The 18,942-nt window shown below is 66.4% G+C and carries 15 protein-coding genes; 10 read left to right on the top strand and 5 right to left on the bottom strand.

Annotated features, from left to right (window positions below):
- Nucleotides 1-218: 218 nt before the first annotated feature.
- Nucleotides 219-1,394: an acyltransferase gene (locus FOZ70_RS05480; RefSeq protein ID WP_219705138.1), complete on the bottom strand. Its 1,176-nt coding sequence runs from the start codon at nt 1,392-1,394 to the stop codon at nt 219-221.
- A 216-nt stretch (nt 1,395-1,610) separates the two neighbouring features.
- On the opposite strand from FOZ70_RS05480, the gene FOZ70_RS05475 reads away from it, so the two are divergent.
- Nucleotides 1,611-1,754: a hypothetical protein gene (locus tag FOZ70_RS05475; RefSeq protein WP_006479318.1), complete on the top strand. Its 144-nt coding sequence runs from the start codon at nt 1,611-1,613 to the stop codon at nt 1,752-1,754.
- A gap of 230 nt (nt 1,755-1,984) precedes the next feature.
- Nucleotides 1,985-2,872: a UTP--glucose-1-phosphate uridylyltransferase GalU gene (gene galU / locus FOZ70_RS05470; RefSeq protein ID WP_021162860.1), complete on the top strand. Its 888-nt coding sequence runs from the start codon at nt 1,985-1,987 to the stop codon at nt 2,870-2,872.
- Nucleotides 2,873-3,271: 399 nt separating this feature from the next.
- On the opposite strand, the gene FOZ70_RS05465 is transcribed toward galU, so the two are convergent.
- The gene (locus FOZ70_RS05465; RefSeq protein WP_219705137.1) at nt 3,272-4,390 is read right to left on the bottom strand and encodes an acyltransferase; all 1,119 of its coding nucleotides are present in this window, start codon (nt 4,388-4,390) and stop codon (nt 3,272-3,274) included.
- 257 nt (nt 4,391-4,647) lie between these two features.
- Here FOZ70_RS05465 and FOZ70_RS05460 point away from each other — a divergent pair, with 257 nt between their 5' ends.
- Both FOZ70_RS05460 and FOZ70_RS05455 read left to right on the top strand, forming a co-directional pair.
- Complete coding sequence (locus tag FOZ70_RS05460) at nt 4,648-5,097, top strand: HU family DNA-binding protein (protein WP_011355701.1); 450 nt, start codon at nt 4,648-4,650, stop codon at nt 5,095-5,097.
- A 281-nt stretch (nt 5,098-5,378) separates the two neighbouring features.
- Complete coding sequence (locus FOZ70_RS05455) at nt 5,379-6,191, top strand: AadA family aminoglycoside 3''-O-nucleotidyltransferase (RefSeq protein WP_219705135.1); 813 nt, start codon at nt 5,379-5,381, stop codon at nt 6,189-6,191.
- Between the two features lie 134 nt (nt 6,192-6,325).
- On the opposite strand, the gene FOZ70_RS05450 is transcribed toward FOZ70_RS05455, so the two are convergent.
- The 3 genes from FOZ70_RS05450 to FOZ70_RS05440 all read right to left on the bottom strand — a co-directional run bounded on the left by FOZ70_RS05450 (nt 6,326) and on the right by FOZ70_RS05440 (nt 9,682).
- On the bottom strand, nt 6,326-6,799 hold the full coding sequence (locus tag FOZ70_RS05450) for a VOC family protein (RefSeq protein WP_219705133.1): 474 nt from the start codon (nt 6,797-6,799) through the stop codon (nt 6,326-6,328).
- Between the two features lie 386 nt (nt 6,800-7,185).
- On the bottom strand, nt 7,186-8,346 hold the full coding sequence (locus FOZ70_RS05445; RefSeq protein WP_048022047.1) for a porin: 1,161 nt from the start codon (nt 8,344-8,346) through the stop codon (nt 7,186-7,188).
- A gap of 403 nt (nt 8,347-8,749) precedes the next feature.
- Nucleotides 8,750-9,682, bottom strand: a complete 933-nt coding sequence (locus FOZ70_RS05440) for a YihY/virulence factor BrkB family protein (protein WP_048022044.1) — start codon at nt 9,680-9,682, stop codon at nt 8,750-8,752.
- Nucleotides 9,683-9,825: 143 nt separating this feature from the next.
- Between FOZ70_RS05440 and fdnG the strand changes: the two genes are divergently transcribed.
- The 6 genes from fdnG to selB all read left to right on the top strand — a co-directional run bounded on the left by fdnG (nt 9,826) and on the right by selB (nt 18,924).
- Nucleotides 9,826-12,897, top strand: a complete 3,072-nt coding sequence (gene fdnG, locus FOZ70_RS05435; RefSeq protein WP_219705132.1) for a formate dehydrogenase-N subunit alpha — start codon at nt 9,826-9,828, stop codon at nt 12,895-12,897.
- A gap of 10 nt (nt 12,898-12,907) precedes the next feature.
- Nucleotides 12,908-13,822 (top strand): formate dehydrogenase subunit beta, encoded by a 915-nt coding sequence (gene fdxH / locus FOZ70_RS05430; protein WP_021162865.1) that lies wholly within the window; start codon nt 12,908-12,910, stop codon nt 13,820-13,822.
- A complete protein-coding gene (locus FOZ70_RS05425; protein ID WP_034205142.1) occupies nt 13,819-14,445 on the top strand; it encodes a formate dehydrogenase subunit gamma in 627 nt (208 codons plus the stop codon). The genes fdxH and FOZ70_RS05425 overlap by 4 nt, the downstream gene beginning before the upstream one ends.
- Before the next feature lie 108 nt (nt 14,446-14,553).
- A complete protein-coding gene (fdhE, locus tag FOZ70_RS05420) occupies nt 14,554-15,489 on the top strand; it encodes a formate dehydrogenase accessory protein FdhE (protein ID WP_175851567.1) in 936 nt (311 codons plus the stop codon).
- Nucleotides 15,490-15,562: 73 nt separating this feature from the next.
- Nucleotides 15,563-17,002, top strand: coding sequence for an L-seryl-tRNA(Sec) selenium transferase (selA, locus tag FOZ70_RS05415; protein ID WP_042977439.1), 1,440 nt, complete (start codon nt 15,563-15,565; stop codon nt 17,000-17,002).
- Nucleotides 16,999-18,924, top strand: coding sequence for a selenocysteine-specific translation elongation factor (selB, locus tag FOZ70_RS05410; protein ID WP_219705130.1), 1,926 nt, complete (start codon nt 16,999-17,001; stop codon nt 18,922-18,924). Before selA ends, selB begins: the two co-directional genes overlap by 4 nt.
- The last annotated feature ends 18 nt before the right edge of the window (nt 18,925-18,942 follow it).

Below are 18,942 nucleotides of genomic sequence, written 5' to 3'. Positions count from 1 at the left end.
CGCGAGTAGACAACGCGAGTAAACAACGCGAGAAGACGGTGCCCAGGGCACCCCCCGCAGCGAAAGCAGGCCGAGGACGGCCCAGGCGGGTCGTGGCGCGGCCCGGCGCCGGAGTCCTGCCCATCCGGTCAACCCGGCGTGCCGACGCGCTCAGGCCACGATAAAGCCCCCGCGCGGCGGGGTGCCGCGCGGGGGCTCGGGAACCCGGGCCGGCCGGATCAGGCGGCCCGTTCGGGCGCCGACGTAACGACGCGGGCGGGGCGGGTCGGCTTGAAGCTGGCCGACCACGTCATCGCGGGCCGTTCGAACATCCGGTAGAACAGGTACGCGACCGGGATCGCGACGGCCATGAACGCGAACGACGGCCAGATCGACAACTGCAGTTCGGAATGGAACAGTACCGAGCCGAGGCAGACGAACAGCGGCAGGTGAATCAGGTACAGCGAATAGCTGAAGTCGCCGAACCAGCTCAGCACGCGCAGCGGCGGCGTCGTGCGCGGCGGCCGGGCGAGCGCGCGGTACAGGAAGCACGCGAAGCCGGCCGACCAGAGCTGGAACGCGCCGTACTGGCCGAAATGGAATGCGCCGCAGCCGGCGGCCAGCAGCACGGCGGCCGCGCCGTACCAGGCGCGTGACGGCACGGCGACCGCGTCGCGCGGCGACTGTGCGCGCACGTCGGCGATCCACGCGCCGATCGTCCAGGACAGCCAGTACGACGTGAAGAACTGCAGGTCGTGCCGTTCGAGTAGCCACGCCGACGCGACGTTGACGAGCGCGACCGCGGCCACGACCGCCGGCATGCCGATGCGCCGGCGTACCGCGAACAGCAGCGGGTAGATCGCGTAGAACTGCACTTCGAGCGACAGCGTCCACAGCGCGCCGTTCGACCCGTACGTGTAGCCGGCGACGCCCTGCAGCGAGAACAGGTTCACGAGGAACGCGACGAGGCCGACGTCGCGGATCTTGTGGCTGACGGGCTCGATCTGCAGGCTGACCGAGTCGAGCGCGAGCGTGAACAGCAGCGCGGCGAGCAGCACCGGGTAGATGCGCGCGAACCGGCGCATCCAGAAGTTCGGCGCGTCGAGCCGGTACGCGGGATCGACCGCCAGCTTGAGCGCCGCGTTGCGGTGGATGCAGTAACCGCTGATCACGAAGAAGATCGGCACGCCGGCGGAGCCCCACGCGAACGGAAAGGTCAGGTAGCCGGCGATCGCGCCCGGGTTGAGCGCATGGCCGTAAGCGTGATGGAAGCTCTGCATGCCGACCCAGACGACCTGCCGGCAGTGGAAATAGGCGACGAGCAGCGCCGCGAACCCGCGCATCGCGTCGATCACGTGTTCCTTGTGGTCGGCGACGGGCGGCGCGGTCAGAGACGATCCGCTGAAAGCTTGCATGCGATTCGATTCCTTGCGACGGATGGACGGGAAGTTCATCCAATCGTAATGCGCAAGAATTCGATCAATGAATAAAAAAATCTCACCGGGAAATATCGGTATTTCACATCATGGTTTTATCGCGTTCGGAAAGCGGTTCCGCGAGGCGGGTCAATTATTTACCGATTTTTTTCTGATAGTTTGAAGCTCCAGTTGATTGATGCAAGGAGCGGCAAGATGGACATGCATTGGATCGCGAGCGCTGCAGTACTGCTGGTCATGGCCGTGCTGTCGGCGTACCGTGAGGCGCTGAAGAACGAACCGATTCGCCCGGGGCTCGAACGGGGCGGCGTGCCCTATATCGAGGAATTCGAATCGTAAGAATTTGTATCTGGAAAATCGGTAATTTGTTTCTGCCTCGGCACTCGGTTCGGCAATATCGACCGGGTTGAAAGGATTATATTTTTTCCGGAATCATTGGGCAATCAGTCCATATCGATAATGAGCGGAGTCGAATTGGCAGTACCGTCGATTCTCGATATGCCGTTCGGAACACAATCGCGCCGGGTCGCTGGTCGACGCGGCGCAGTCAACGCAATCAGGATGCGAACATGTTGAAAGTCACCAAGGCCGTGTTCCCCGTTGCCGGTCTCGGCACGCGGTTCCTCCCGGCAACGAAGGCGAGCCCGAAGGAAATGCTGCCCGTCGTCGACAAGCCGCTGATCCAGTACGCGGTCGAGGAAGCGATCAACGCCGGTATCACCGAGATGATCTTCGTTACCGGGCGCAGCAAGCGCGCGATCGAGGATCACTTCGACAAGTCGTACGAGATCGAGGCTGAGCTCGAGGCGCGCGGCAAGGAAAAGCTGCTCGAGCTCGTGCGCGGCATCAAGCCGAGCCACGTCAACTGCTTCTACGTGCGCCAGCCGGAAGCGCTCGGCCTCGGCCACGCGGTGCTGTGCGCGGAGAAGCTGGTGCATGGCGAGCCGTTCGCGGTGATTCTCGCCGACGACCTGCTGCACGGCGAGCAGCCGGTGCTGAAGCAGCTCGTCGACGTGTTCGACCACTATCACAGCTCGGTGATCGGGGTCGAGACGATCGCGCGCGACGACAGCCGTTCGTACGGCGTCGTCGAAGGCCGCGAATGGGAAGAGGACATCATCAAGCTGTCGGGCATCATCGAGAAGCCCGCGCCCGAGGATGCGCCGTCGAATCTCGGCGTGGTCGGCCGCTACGTGTTCATGCCGACGATTTTCGATCACCTGCGCAAGCTCAAGCCGGGCGCCGGCGGCGAGCTGCAGCTGACCGACGCGGTCCAGTCGCTGCTCGCGAACGAGCAGGTGCTCGCGTATCGCTACTACGGTACGCGCTTCGACTGCGGCAGCAAGATCGGCTATCTCAAGGCCACCGTCGAGCTCGCGCTCCAGCATCCGGAAGTGAGCCGCGAATTCGAGGCCTACCTGCGTACCTGCTTGCCCGCGCTGGCTGCTGTCGCCTAAGCAGTCTCGCGCTCCGTTGTTTCAGGTGGTGGTTGTTCCGTTGGCCCCGGCCGCTCGCGCGCCGGGGCTTTTTTGCGTATACGGGCGAGCGGATGCGTGATTCCGGTGCGCACCGTCGAGGTGAGTGCGGTGGCGGGGTTGCCGCGCGAGCGTTGCCGCATGCGGAGCCGGGCGCTCCGGCAAGCATGGGCGTCACGCCTGAAACCGGTGCCGCGGCGGGCGACCGAGCGGTCTCTGTCGCGATTCGATTGCGCGCTGCACGTCGACGTTCGGTGCCGCAGCGGTTCTGCCGGTGCCGGTCGATGACTGGGCGCCACGCCACGCTGGCCGGGTGTCGGCTTCAGGGTGTGGTTCGAATCGCGGTTTTCCCGTTCGATCGTATCGGCATCCGTGCGGCATTCAACGTGCCGACGTGCCCGGCTGTGCGACGAACCGCCGGGCCAGCATCGCGGCGACCGGCTTCTTGAAGTCGAGCAGCCGCTTTTCTAGGTAGCGCCAGGACAGGTGCGCGAGCAGCACGGCGAGCGCGAACTGCAGCATCTCGGGCAGCGTTTCGCGGACGATTTCCGGTATTGCCTCGTGCGCGAAGTGCGCGGGCAGCACGCCGAAGCGCGTCGGAATCAGGTTGTGGAACAGGTAGAAACCGTAGCTGATCGTGCCGAGATAGACGAGTGGCGCCCAGTCGAGCAGCGCCACGACCGGATGCTCGGGTTCGCTGACGATCCACAGCAGCAGCGCGCCGAGCGACGCGGACAGGCCGAGATCCGCGAGCCCCGCGATCGCGTCGGGGAGTGCCGTGCATGCGGGCAGCACGAGGAAGAACACGACGCCTGCCGCGCCGAGCCAGCCGGGCGGCACGCGGCGCACGGCGGCCGCGCCGCGTCCGGCAAGCGCCATCGCGCCGACGCCGCCGAGCGCGATCAGCGCGAAATTCCACGGGGAAAATGCGTAGATCAGCACCGGCGACGCGTCGCACAGGTAGAGCGCGAGATGCGCGAGCGCGCACAGCACGACGGCCGCGATGCCGAGCGCGACGTGTCGCGCGGCCGGCACCGCGAGCAGCGCGAGCGGCGCGATCAGATAGAACTGCTGTTCAACCGCGAGGCTCCAGAAGTGCGACGTGGAGCCCGGCCAGCCGTCCTTCACGACGCCGATCCAGTAATTCGACAGGAACACCGCGTGCCACGCGAGCCCGAGATTGACGCCGCGCTGGTAGAACAGCGCGTGCGCGATCGCGAGCGCGGCGAGCAGCAGGTAATAGACGGGAAAGATCCGCAGCGCGCGCTTCGCGAGGAACAGCGCGAGCGCATGGCGGCGCGTCATGGCGCCGCACTCGACCGCCTGGCGATTGCGATGCAGCTCGCCGACGATCAGGAATCCGCTGATGAGGAAAAACGTCCACACGCCAAGCTTGCCGACGTCGACGGCAAGGACGTGGCCCTTGTGGGACAGGAAAACGAGGATGACGGCGAGGGCTCGCAGGCCGTCGAGTCCTTTGACGTATCGGGCTTCGCGCATGGAGGCATCCGGGCATTGAGCGAGCCCAGTATAGGTGCGCAAATATCGAACGTAATTCGCGTTCGGATGCATACGTGAAGGCGTTTTTTGATGCTGGAGCGTCGATGAAATCGCCCGCATGCAAAAAAACCTGCGGGAAACCCCGCGAAAACGCACAAAAGTACTGCACGAAGCGTCACGGCGCTTGTAGAATCCGGCGTTGAAGCGCGCGCGTTGCACGCTTCGTGTATCCAACGACCACACCTGGTAGGAGAAACATGGCGACTTCCGCAAAAAAGGTGGCCAAGAAGGCTGCCGCACCCGCCACCAAGAAAGTGGCTGCCAAAAAGGCTGCGCCCGCGAAGAAAGTAGTGGCAAAGAAGGTTGTCGCGAAGGCGGCACCGGCCGCTCCGACGCCGCTGAAGGACAAGTTCACGAAGGCATCGCTCGCAACGCACATCGCTGAGCGCGCGGCTGTCGAAGTGAAGGCGGTCAAGGCAGTGCTCGTCGCACTCGAGAACGTCGTGCTCGGCTCGGTCCACAAGAAGGGCGCGGGCGAGTTCACGCTGCCGGGTCTGCTGAAGATCACGGCACAAGTCGTGCCGGCGAAGAAGAAGCGCTTCGGCAAGGATCCGTTCACGGGCGAAGAGCGTTGGTTCCCGGCGAAGCCGGCCAGCGTGCGCGTGAAGGCACGTGCGCTGAAGAAGCTGAAGGACGCGGCAGCGTAATGCCGCGCGGCGGCTGCCGAATGCATTCGGCAGCCGTTGCGAAGTCCGACGATCCCCGTACGCGAAAGCGTGTGGGGATTTTTATTGCGCTGCGCAAAGCGCGCGGCCGCGAAGAAGTGCGGACGTGCGGAAGCGAAATGCCGGAAAGTCCGGTTCGACGCGTAATGCACGCTCGACGACGTGTCGTGCATGCGCGATGACGAACGGCAATCCACTCACAGGGGCTCGCGCTCGCCGCGCCGGTTGCGCCTGTTGCGTACGTTTCGCGAGACACACGCATCGTGACTGAAACCATTCCCGACGAAATCGCGGCGCAGGTCGCCGCCGCATGCGACACGATCGAGCGGCATCTCGGCGCGACGCTGAACGCGATCCACCTGTTCGGCTCGGCGCTCGACGGCGGACTGAAACCGCGCAGCGACATCGACCTGCTGGCGACGGTGTCGGCCCGGCCCGACGAGCCGACGCGGCGTGCGCTGATGCTCGGCCTGCTCGCCGTGTCGGCGCCGCCTGGCCGCGCAGGCGGCATGCGCGCGCTGGAAGTGACCGTCGTCGCGCACGACGAAATCGTGCCGTGGCGTCATCCGGCGCGGCGCGAACTGCAGTTCGGCGAGTGGCTGCGTCACGATCTCGAAGCCGGCATCGTCGAGCCGGCGCTCGTCGATCACGATCTGGCGATCCTGTTGACGAAGGTGCGGCAGCACAGTGTCGCGCTGGTTGGTCCGCCGGCTGCTGCGTTGCACGAGCCGGTGTCCGCGGGGGATTTTGTCGCCGCGTTGCTGGCGACCGTCGCGCAGTGGCATGCCGAACCGGGCTGGCGCGGCGACGAGTGCAACGTGGTGCTCGCGCTCGCGCGCATCTGGTACAGCGCCGCGACCGGCAGGATCGCGCCCAAGGACGTCGCCGCGACATGGGCGCTGGCGCGTCTGCCGGAAACGTACCGTCCGGTTGTGGAGGCGGCGCGCGCCGCCTATCTCGGCGAAGAGGAAGACACGGCGATCCTGTCGGGCGAACCCCTCGCCGCATTCATCGGCTACGCGCGGCGAACGGTCGAATCGATGCTGTCGACGTCGCCGCAGATGCCGCGAACGTAGCCGGCTTGCGGGCGAGGCCGACGAGGAGCATGGGCGTTTGCGACGCTGTCGCATGCGCATGCGCATGCCGTCGAGCCGGACGCCTGTCCGGCGACCCGGCACATCACTCGCACGCGCTTATGCGACAGGCATCGTCAGCCGGCCGTACCGGCAAAGGCGGCTTTCAGCGCGGCGTCGTCGAGCTTGACCATCTGCATCATCGCGGCGGCCACGCGCATGGCCTTGACGGTGTCGCGGTCGGACATCATCGGGATCAGCGCTTCCGGAACGATCTGCCACGAGACGCCGTAGCGGTCTCGCAGCCAGCCGCAGGCGTCGGCCGTGCCGCCGTTGTCGAGCAGGGCGTTCCAGTAGCGGTCGAGTTCCGCCTGGTCGGCGCAGCTGACCAGCAGCGAGATCGCGTGGTTGAACGTGTCGGTGCGCGGGTGGCTCATCGCGAAGAACGGCTGCCCGAACAGCTCGAACTCGACCATGCGTGTGCCGTCGGTGCCGGGCACCGCCGTGACGCGCACGATGCGCGAATCCGGAAAGATGCCTGCATAGAAGGCCGCTGCTTCTTCGGCTTCCGTCGAATACCAGAGGAAAGGCGTGATCTTCTGAATCGTCATGACGAGTCTCCTGTCTGTATGGGGCAGCGGCAAACCGTGTGCCGCCATCCACACGACGGGCGACGGTTGCCGAAATCGACACGCTGCGGCACATCGCGATCGCACCGGACGAGCGGCGCCGGCAATGCGGATGGTAGCCGCTCGGCGGACAGATGGCGACCGGCGCGACGATCCGCAAACGGCGTTCCCGGCGCTTTACGGCCGCCAGGCGCCGCTGAGGGCCGGTCGGCGTGCGCGTGGGTTCGGGTTCGGGCCGCCGGCCCGTGCACGGGCTGCCGGCGCATCGGAGACGGACGAAAAAAAACCAGCCGCGGCCGAAACCGGGGCTGGCTTTCCAGGTCGGCGGCAAGGCGTCGGAGACGCCGTGCATGCCGGATACTTCGTTTTTAGAACTTGTGGCGCAGGCCGAGTGCGACGATTTCCTGCGAGCTCTTGCCGGCGATGCCGTACGAGCCGACCGACGCTTGCGCATCGCTGCCGTCGGCGTTGTGGCCGCTTGCGTGCTGATATGCGCCAACCAGGTACACGTCGGTGCGCTTCGACAGCGAGTAGTCCGCGCCGAGCGAAACCTGATGGTACTTGGCGTTGTTGTCGCCGCTACCCTTCGTGTAGATGTAGCCGAGGCCGAGCAGCAGCGGTGCCGATGCCTGGTACGTGACGAAGCCGCGACCCGTGTTGTACTTCTGGTTCGTGCCGAACGTCGACGCGCCGTCAGCCTTGTACTGCGCGTTGCTGTAGCCGGCACCGACCGTCACCGGGCCGAATGCGTACTGGGCTGCCACTTGCGCGATGCCGATCGACGTCGACGACACGAACGCGTTGTTGATGAAGGTCGTGCCCGAGTCGCCGTCGAAGATTGCGTCGGACGTACCGGTCCAGGTACCGCGCTTGCCGGCCGTGAGCGCAGCCGCGTTGTTCGCGTGGAAGTAACCTGCCGCCACGCCGAGCGGGCCGTTGTTGTAGGCTGCAGCTGCCGCCCACGTCTGACCCTTGCCGGTCGAGCCGGCGACGCCGCCGAGCGCGTACATGCCTTCGAACTGCAGGCCAGCGAACACCGGCGACGTGTACTTGATCGCGTTGCTGACGCGCAGGCTGTTGTCGTTGTTGTCGACGTCGCCCGGCGTGGCGAACACGCTGCCGAAGTAGTTGTCAGCCGTGACTGCCTGAACCAGGTCGACGAGCGGGTCGTACTGGCGACCCAGCGTCAGCGTACCGTACTGGTCGCTCTGCAGGCCGACGAATGCCTGGCGGCCGAACATGCGGCCACCCTGGCCCAGTGCGCCCGATGCCGAGTTGAAGCCGTTTTCCAACTGGAAGATCGCCTTCAGGCCGCCACCGAGGTCCTCGGAACCCTTCAGGCCGAAACGGCTGCCTTGCAGGTTGCCGCTACCCATCGACCACGAATTGTTGCCTTGACCTGCGTTACCGTGAACATAGGTGATCGACGTGTCGATCACGCCGTACAGCGTCACGCTCGACTGTGCCTGAGCAGCGCCGGCGGCGCCCAGCAGGGCGAGCGAGAGGGTCGAGAGAGCAAGTTTCTTCATCGTTGAGTTTCTCCACGCAAGTGATTCATCGTTATTTGTTGCGGATTGGAGAATAGCTCAGTGCCATAGACGCAAGAAAGCCTAAAAAATAAAGTGTCTCGAAAAGGTAACAGCGCGAAAAAGTCCATATATATCAAGCACATCAACGACTGTTCCCATTTTTGAAATAGTTGACAATTGCTGCGGCGCGATTGTTTCAAAAGTTGATGCGCATTGCGGCAGACAGCCTGTTTCGGCCCGTTGGCGGGCAGAAATGGAGGCATGCAAACGTTTGCGGTTGCGACAACGAAGCCGAGGCGTGCAAAGGACGTATCAACGTCGCGCGAATGCGCGGCGGACTACGTGGTTGCAGGAAGGCAGGCGGGTGTGCGGGGTCGCGCCGCGACGTTGCCAACAGCGTGAATCAGTCGTCGCGCATGCGATCGACGGGCCGGTCGGCTTGCGCGGACGCGGCCGGTGCGGTACCGGCGAGACGATGCGCGTTGCCGCGGGCCGCCGCGAATTCCGCGCCGAGCAGCAGCACGATCGCGGAGAAGTACAGCCACATCAGCAGGACCGCGAACGATCCGGCCGCGCCGAATGCACTGGCGGTGCCCGCGTGCGCGAGGTACAGCGCGAACAGTTTCTTGCCGCCCGAGAACAGGATCGCGGACACGATGCCGCCGATCGCGGCGTCGCGCCACGCGACGCGCGCATCGGGCAGGAACTTCATCAGCGATGCGAACGCGCCCGCGAGCACGGCGATGCCGACGAAGAACTGCACGAGGTTCGTGACGACCACGTACGGCGAATTGCCCAGCAGCCAGGTGCCGACGAACGTGATCGCGGTGTCGAGCACCAGCGACACGATCAGCAGGAACGCGACGCCGAGCACGAGCCCGAACGAGATCAGCCGCACGCGCACGAGCCCGAGCATGCTCGACCAGCGGTTCTCGGTGGCCGGCCAGATCACGCTGAGCGCGGCGCTGAGCGACGCGAAGGTGGCCGACGCGCCGATGGCCAGCGCGGCGAACGAGATCAGGGTGGCGAGGCCGCCGCGCTCGCCCGCGCGGTGCGCGTTCTGCACGATCGTCTGGATGCTGGCCGCCGCGTCGTCGCCGATCAGCTGGTGCGCCTGTTCGAACACCTGGCCGCGCGCGGCGTCGTCGCCGTAGAACCAGCCGGCCACGGCAATCACCATCACGAGCATCGGCGCGAGCGAGAACGCGGAGAAGAATGCAATGCCAGCGGCCATCGCGGAGCAACGGTCGGCCGAGAAGCGCTTGAACGCCGTGAGGGCCCAGTTGGCCTGTTGTTGCGCGAGACGGGTGGCTTCGGAGGTGATCTGTCGTTTCATGACGGTTCGGGGGGCGCGCGGAACGCGGATCATCGTTGGTAATCAGACAATTCAGTATTGATCCGAAGATTCGAACATAGTTGCGCGAACTGTCTATAATTCCTTTCAGTTTCCTCACCCCCACAATAACGCCGAGACCAGCCATGCTCCAAATGTCCCGGCGCCAGTTCCTGAAGGTGACGGCTACGTCGCTTGCCGGATCGAGTCTAGCCCTGATGGGCTTCGCTCCGTCCGAAGCGCTCGCCGAAGTCCGACAGTACAAGCTGGCGCGCACCGTCGAAACGCGCAACACCTGTCCTTACTGTTCAGTGGGTTGCGGCATCCTGATGTACAGCCTCGGAGACGGCGCGAAGAACGCGCAGCCGAGCATCATCCACATCGAAGGTGATCCCGACCATCCCGTCAATCGCGGCACGCTGTGCCCGAAGGGCGCGAGCCTGATCGACTTCATCCACAGCCCGAACCGCCTGACGCACCCCGAGTATCGCGCGCCCGGCTCGGACAAGTGGGAACCGATCTCGTGGAACGACGCGCTCGACCGGATCGCGAAGCTGATGAAGGCCGACCGCGACGCGAACTTCGTCGAGACGGCAGAGGACGGTGCGAAGGTCAACCGCTGGCTGACGACCGGCATGCTGGCCGCGTCGGCGGGCAGCAACGAGGTCGGCTACCTGACGCACAAGACGGTTCGCAGTCTCGGGATGCTCGCATTCGACAATCAGGCGCGTGTCTGACATGGCCCGACGGTGGCAGGTCTTGCCCCGACGTTTGGCCGTGGAGCGATGACGAACCATTGGGTCGACATCAAGAACGCGGACGTGATTCTCGTGATGGGCGGCAATGCAGCCGAGGCCCATCCGTGCGGTTTCAAGTGGGTAACGGAGGCGAAGGCGCACCGCAAGGCGCGGCTGATCGTCGTCGACCCGCGCTTTACGCGTACGGCCTCGGTGGCCGACTACTACGCGCCGATCCGCACCGGCACCGACATCGTCTTCCTGGGCGGTGTGATCAACTATCTGCTGACGAACGACAAGATCCAGCATGAGTACGTGAAGAACTACACGGACTTCTCGTTCATCGTGCGCGAGGATTTCGCGTTCAACGACGGCATCTATTCCGGCTACGACGCGGAGAAACACGCGTACCCGGACAAATCGAGCTGGGACTACGAGCGCGGCGACGACGGCTTCGTGAAGGTCGACCCGACGCTGCAGCACCCGCGTTGCGTGTACAACCTGCTGAAGCAGCATTACGCGCGCTATACGCAGGACATGGTCCAGCAGGTCTGCGGCACGCCGAAGGAGAAGTTCCTGAAGGTGTGCGAGATGCTCGCGACCACCGCCGTTCCCGGCCGCGCCGGCACGGTGCTGTACGCGCTCGGCTGGACGCACCACTCGATCGGCGCGCAGATCATCCGCACCGGCGCGATGGTGCAGCTGCTGCTCGGCAACATCGGCATCGCCGGCGGCGGGATGAACGCGCTGCGCGGCCACTCGAACATCCAGGGGTTGACCGACCTCGGGCTGATGTCGAACCTGCTGCCGGGCTACATGACGCTGCCGATGCAGGCCGAGCAGGATTTCGACGGCTACATCAAGAAGCGCGTGCAGCAGCCGCTGCGGCCGAACCAGTTGAGCTACTGGAAGAACTACAAGGCCTTCCACGTCAGCTTCATGAAGTCCTGGTGGGGCGACGCGGCGACCGCCGAGAACAACTGGGCCTACGACTACCTGCCGAAGCTGGACAAGCAGTACGACCTGCTGCAGGCGATCGAGCTGATGAATGCCGGCAAGATGAACGGCTACATCTGCCAGGGCTTCAACCCGCTCGCGGCGGCGCCGTCGAAGGTGAAGACGGCGGCAGGGCTCGCGAAGCTCAAGTGGCTCGTGATCATGGATCCGCTCGCGACCGAGACGTCCGAGTTCTGGAAGCATCACGGCGACTACAACGACGTCGATGCGTCGAAGATCCAGACCGAGGTGTTCCGTCTGCCCACCACGTGTTTTGCGGAGGAAAACGGTTCGCTCGTGAGTTCGAGCCGCGTGCTGCAATGGCACTGGAAGGGCGCGGAGCCGCCGGGCGAAGCGCGCAGCGACCTCGAGATCATGTCGGGGCTGTTCCTGCGCATGCGCAAGATGTACCAGACGGACGGCGGCAAGTATCCGGACCCGATCGTCAACCTGACCTGGCCGTACGCGAACCCGGAAAGCCCGACGCCCGAAGAGCTCGCGATGGAGTTCAACGGGAAGGCGCTCGCCGACCAGCCCGATCCGAAGGATCCGGCCAAGACGCTCGTGAAGAAAGGCGAGCAGCTGGCCGCGTTCGCGCAGCTGAAGGACGACGGCACGACCGCGAGCGGCTGCTGGATCTTCTGCGGAGCCTGGACGCAGGCCGGCAACCAGATGGGGCGGCGCGACAACTCCGATCCGACCGGCATCGGCCAGACGCTGAACTGGGCGTGGGCCTGGCCGGCGAACCGGCGGATCCTGTACAACCGCGCATCGTGCGACGTGAGCGGCAAGCCGTTCGACCCGACCCGCAAGCTGATCGGCTGGAACGGCAGCGCGTGGAAGGGCGCCGACATCCCCGATTTCAAGGCGGACGAACCACCCGAAAACGGGATGGGGCCGTTCATCATGAATCCGGAAGGTGTCGCGCGCTTCTTCGCGCGTGCGGGGATGAACGAGGGCCCGTTCCCCGAGCACTACGAGCCGTTCGAAACGCCGATCGGCACGAACCCGCTGCACCCGAACAACCCGCTGGCGCTGAACAACCCGGCCGCCCGCGTGTTCCCGGACGACCGGGCGTCGTTCGGCCAGGCACCGGAGTTCCCGCACGCGGCGACCACGTACCGGCTGACCGAGCATTTCCACTACTGGACCAAGCATGCGCGGCTGAACGCGATCATCCAGCCCGAGCAATTCGTCGAGATCGGCGAAGACCTCGCGAAGGAAGTCGGCGTCGTGCATGGCGATCGCGTGAAGGTGTCGTCCAAGCGCGGCTACATCATCGCGGTCGCCCTCGTCACGAAGCGGATCAAGCCGCTGATGGTCGACGGCAAGAAGGTCCAGACGGTCGGCGTCCCGTTGCACTGGGGCTTCAAGGGTGTGACGAAGCCCGGCTATCTCGCGAATACCCTGACTCCGTCCGTGGGTGACGGCAACTCCTATACACCGGAATTCAAGTCGTTCCTGGTGAAGGTCGAAAAGGCGTAAGGGGAAAGAGATGGCATTGCAATCGCTGGATATCAAGCGCGTCTCGGCCACCACGACGCCACCGCCCACGGTGCGCGAACCGGTGACCGGGAGCGTCGCGAAGCTGATCGACGTATCGAAGTGCATCGGCTGCAAGGCATGCCAGACGGCATGCATGGAGTGGAACGACCTGCGCGACGAAGTCGGCACCAACGTCGGCGTGTACGACAACCCGGCCGACCTCTCCGAGCACTCGTGGACGGTGATGCGGTTCGCCGAATACGAGAACCCGGCGGGCGACCTCGAGTGGCTGATCCGCAAGGACGGCTGCATGCACTGCGAGGATCCGGGCTGCCTGAAGGCGTGCCCGTCGCCGGGCGCGATCGTGCAGTACAACAACGGGATCGTCGATTTCCACGAGGAGAACTGCATCGGTTGCGGCTATTGCGTGACCGGCTGCCCGTTCAACGTTCCGCGGATCTCGAAGAAGGATCATCGCGCGTACAAGTGCACGCTCTGTTCCGACCGCGTCGCGGTCGGCCAGGAACCGGCCTGCGTGAAGACCTGCCCGACGGGCGCGATCGTGTTCGGCACCAAGGAGGACATGAAGCAGCACGCGGCCGAGCGGATCGAGGACCTGAAGGAGCGCGGCTTCGAGCATGCGGGGCTGTACGACCCGCAGGGCGTCGGCGGCACGCACGTGATGTACGTGCTGCACCATGCCGATAAACCGTCGCTGTACCACGGGCTGCCCGACAACCCGTCGATCAGCCCGATGGTGAAGCTGTGGAAGGGCATCGCGAAACCGCTCGCGGTCGCGGGCCTCGCGCTGACCGCGCTGGCCGGGTTCTTCCACTACACGCGGGTCGGTCCGAACGAGGTCACCGACGACGAGGAAGCCGCCGCCCGCGACGAGGCGCGACGCATCAAGGAGGACGCGAAATGAGCCACGACGACCCCAACCTGATCGTCCGCTACACGCCGAACGAGCGCACGAACCACTGGATCACCGCGATCACGTTCGTGCTGCTCGCGTTGTCCGGGCTCGCGCTGTTTCATCCGTCGATGTTCTGGCTGACCGCGTTGTTCGGCGGCGGCCAGTGGACGCGGATCCTGCATCCGTTCGTCGGCCTCGTGATGTTCGTGTCGTTCGCGATCCTGGTCGTGCGCTTCTGGCACCACAACGCGCTCGATGCGGACGATCGCCAATGGCTGAAGCAGATCGGCGACGTGCTGACCAACCAGGAGGACAAGCTGCCGCCCGTCGGGCGCTATAACGCCGGGCAGAAGCTGCTATTCTTCACGCTGGTGGCGTGCCTGTTGCTGCTCCTGCTGTCGGGAGTCGTGATCTGGCGGCGTTACTTCTCGTTCTACTTCCCGATCGGGGTGATCCGCGCGGCCGCTGTCGTGCATGCCGTGGCGGCCTTCGTGCTGATCGCGAGCATCATCGTGCACATTTACGCGGCGTTGTGGGTGAAGGGCTCGATCGGCGCGATGGTGCGCGGCACCGTCACGCTGGGCTGGGCTCGCAAGCATCACCCGAAGTGGTTCCGTGAAAGCGTGAAATAACGCACCGGAGCGGGGCGGCTCGCCAGTTGCGGCGGGCCGTTCCGCCAACCGCCGGAATCGCCCGAAAGCGCCGATGCGTCGGCGCTTGTTTATTTGGAAGACATTTTTGTGACACAACGCATCCTCGAACCGACCGAGATCTCGACACTCGATCATTCGGCCATCCCGCGCTTTCGCCTGCCGGAGCGCGCCACCGCGTTCTCGGCGCGCGCCGCGCGGCTGCGCAAGCTGGCCGACCTGAACCCGATCAGCGGCTACCTGCGGCTGATGGCCACCGTTGCCGATGCGCAGCACGCGACACTGCAGGCGCTGGAACTGCCGCTGCCGTCGAAGGAAGCGATCGCGCTTGCACAGCAGCATTCGATGCCGCTCATACCGGCGCTCGACGGCGAGCGCAACCCGCAATGGCGTGCCGTGCTGTACGAACTGCTCGACCGCGTCGAAGGCGCCGGGCTCGTCAACCCGCAGCTCGCGAAGCTGCTCGACCGGCTGCGCCTGATGGCGCCCGCCGAACTCGACGCGCAGGCCGACGCGATCCTCGCGCTGCGCTTCGCCGAAGTCGATCCGGCCACCGCGCCGTTCCTGATGGCCGCGCTGCAGGTCGTCTGGACGGATCTCGCAAGCTGCGTTGCGCCGGCCGACGTCCCGTATCTCGACCAGCCGGGGCTGTGCCCCGTGTGCGGCACGCACCCGGTCGCGAGCGTCGTGCGGGTCGGCGGGCAGTACCAGGGCTACCGTTTCCTGCAGTGCGGGCTGTGCACGACCGAGTGGCACATGGTGCGCACGAAGTGCTCGCACTGCGATTCGACGAAAGGCATCGCGTATCACGGGATCGAGGGCGGCAGCGAAGCCGTCAAGGCCGAATCGTGCGACGAGTGCAAGACCTATCGCAAGATCGGTTATCAGGACAAGGACTACGAGTTCGAGCCGCTGGCGGACGATCTCGCGAGCCTCACGCTCGACCTGCTGATGAACGAGGCCGGTTACCAGCGCAGTTCGCCGAACCCGCTGCTGTGGCCGGACGTCGCGCAGGAAGCGGATTGACGACGTCGGCCGGGGCGGCGCGCGAGCGCCGGCGCCGGCCGACTGCGAAGCATGAGACTGGAGCCACCACGACGTGACCGAACCCGGTTTGAATGAACTGAATGCCGTACTGGCGCGTGTGCCGTCGGTCGAGCGCGTGCTGACGTCGGCACCGCTGCAACCGCTGCTCGCCGACTACGGCCGCACGCGCGTGCTGAACGCCGTGCGCGCGGAGCTCGAACGCTGGCGTACCGCCGCGCAGCACGATCCGGCGGGCGCCGAACCGCTCGACGAACCGCGCATCGCCGCGGCCGTCGCGCGCGCGCTGGCTGCGCAGAGCGCGGGCGCGGTGCGCACCGTGTTCAACCTGACGGGCACCGTGCTGCACACGAACCTCGGGCGCGCGCTGTTGCCCGACGACGCGGTGCGCGCGGTGGTCGACGCGCTCACGCGCCCCGTCAACCTCGAATTCGACCTCGCGACGGGCCGCCGCGGCGATCGCGACGACCTGATCGACGATCTGCTGTGCGAACTGACCGGCGCGGAAGCCGCGACCGTCGTCAACAACAACGCGGCGGCCGTGCTGCTGGCGCTGTCGGCGCTGGCGACGAAGCGGGAAGTCGTCGTGTCGCGCGGCGAGCTGGTCGAGATCGGCGGCGCATTCCGCATCCCCGACATCATGAGCCGCGCGGGCGCCAGGCTGCGCGAAGTCGGCACGACCAACCGCACCCATCTGCGCGACTACGCGGAGGCAATCGGCCCGCGCACCGCGCTGCTGATGAAGGTGCACTGCAGCAACTACGCGATCAGCGGCTTCACGAAAGAGACGTCGCTCGCCGAACTCGCGCCGCTCGCGCGCGAGCACGGGCTGCCGGTCGCCGTCGATCTCGGCAGCGGCACGCTCGCCGACCTGACGCAATGGGGCCTGCCGCACGAGACGACCGTGCAGGAAACCGTCGCCGCCGGCGCAAACGTTGTCACGTTCAGCGGCGACAAGCTGCTTGGCGGGCCGCAGGCCGGCCTGATCGTCGGCGATCGCGCGCTGATCGCGAAGATCAAGAAACATCCGCTCAAGCGCGCGCTGCGCGTCGGCAAGCTGACGCTCGCGGCGCTCGAACCCGTGCTGCGCCTCTACCAGTCCCCCGAGTTCCTGCGCGACCGGCTCACGACACTGCGCCTGCTGACGCGCCCGCACGGCGAGATCGCCGAGGCCGCCGAACGCGTGCGTCCGGCGCTGCAGGCCGCGCTCGGCGGCGGTTTCGACGTAGCGGTCGAGCCGATGTTCAGCCAGATCGGCAGCGGTGCGCTGCCGGTCGACCAGCTGCCGAGCGCCGGGCTCGTCGTGCGCACGGCGGACGGCAAGCGCGGCGGCCGCGCGCTCGCGCAGCTCGAGAAGCGGCTGCGCGAATGGCCGCGCCCGGTGATCGGCCGCGTGGCCGACAACGCGCTGCGGCTCGACCTGCGCTGCCTCGAAGCGGCCGACGAGGCGGCGTTCGTCGCGCAATGCGTGCCGCTCGCGGGGCCCGCTGCATGATCGTCGGTACCGCCGGACACATCGACCACGGCAAGACGACGCTGGTGCGCGCGCTGACGGGCGTCGATACCGACCGCCTGAAGGAAGAGAAGGCGCGCGGCATCTCGATCGAACTCGGTTATGCGTATACGCCGCTCGACAACGGCGACGTGCTCGGCCTGATCGACGTGCCGGGCCACGAGAAGCTGATTCACACGATGGCGGCCGGCGCATGCGGGATCGACTTCGCGCTGCTCGTGATCGCCGCCGACGATGGCGTGATGCCGCAGACGCGCGAGCATCTCGCGATCCTGCAACTGCTCGGCGTCGCGCATGGCGCCGTCGCGCTGACGAAGTGCGATCGCGTCGACGCCGCGCGCGTGGCCGAGGTGCGCGACGAGATCGCCGCGTGGCTGAACGATTCGACGCTGGCCGGCGTGCCGATCTTCGAAACGCGGGCGACGGCCGTGGACGATCCGGGTGTCGCCGCGCTGAAGCGTCACCTGGCGGACGCGGCGATCGCGTGGCGCGCCCGCCGCGACGACGGGCTGTTCCGGCTCGCGATCGATCGTGTGTTTACGCTCTCGGGGCAGGGCACCGTCGTGACGGGCACCGCGTTCGCGGGCCGCGTCGCAACCGGCGATACGCTCGCGATCGTGCGCACGGGCGGCGCGGCGCGCGTGCGCAGCATCCATGCGCAGAACCGGCCGGTCGAGGCCGGCCGCGCGGGCGAGCGTTGCGCACTGAACCTGGCCGGGGTCGACAAGGCCGATGTCGAGCGCGGCGATACCGTGGCCGATGCGCGGCTCGTCGCGACGTCGCCGCGTCTCGACGTCGAACTGACGTTGCTCGCGGATGCGGGGCTGACGCTCACGCACTGGGCACCGCTGCACGTGCATCTCGGCACGCTGCATCGCGTCGCGCATGTCGCGCTGCTCGACGGCGATACGCTTGCGGCCGGCCAGCGGATGCGCGTGCAACTGGTATTCGACGAGCCGGTGTTTGCGTTGCCGGGCGATCGGTTCATCGTCCGCAATCCGCAGGCGACGCGCACGGTCGGCGGCGGCCGCGTGCTCGACCCGTTCGGGCCGGCGCGCAAGCGTCGCACGCCGCAGCGCCGCGCGTGGCTCGACGCGCTGGCCGAATGGCTCGACGCCGGGGGTCTCGATGCGCTGCTCGCGCAGGCGCCGCTCGGCATCCCGCGCGCGATGCTCACGCATCTGACGGGTTTTGCGCCGAACGCACTGGTTTTGCCGGATGACGCGCTGGCGATCGGGCAGCGCGACGCCGCGTCGAATGACGGAACGGTGATTGCGCATGCGCACTGGCGTGCGCTGCAGACGCGGGCGATCGATACGCTGCGCGCGTATCACGAGCGCATGCCCGACGAGCAGGGGCTCGACGCCGCGCGGCTGCGGCGGATGGCGGCGCCGCTCGCCGGCGATGCGCTGTGGCGCGCGCTCGTCGATGCGCTGGTGACCGGCGGCGAAGTGGCGCGAAGCGGGCCGTGGCTGCACCTGCCGTCGCATTCGGTGAGCCTCGAGCCGCGCGAGGAAGCGCTGGCGCAGCAACTGCTGCCGCTGATTCATGCGGGGCGCTTCGATCCGCCGTGGGTGCGCGACCTGGCCCGCGACACCGGGGCGGCCGAGGACGCGGTGCGTACCGTGCTGCGCAAGCTCGCACGGCGCGGCGACGTGCACCAGGTCGTGCGCGACCTGTTCTATCACGCGGACGTCGTGCGCGAACTCGCGGAACTGGTTGCGCATCTCGCGCCGTCGCGCGACGGCGGGCTCGATGCCGCGACGTTCCGCGACGCGACGGGGCTCGGCCGCAAGCGTGCGATCCAGATTCTCGAGTTCTTCGACCGGGTTGGGTATACTCGCTTCCACCGCGATCTTCACTTCCTGCGGCCTGACAGCGGTTGGGCGGGTATTCAGGCGTAGGCGCTCGTTGTTCTTTGT

Origin of the sequence: Burkholderia sp. COPS (assembly GCF_019425585.1) — a bacterium.
In the GTDB taxonomy this organism is placed as follows: domain Bacteria; phylum Pseudomonadota; class Gammaproteobacteria; order Burkholderiales; family Burkholderiaceae; genus Burkholderia; species Burkholderia cepacia.
Note: the sequence above shows the minus strand (reverse complement) of the source record. Positions and strands in the feature narration are given on the sequence as shown.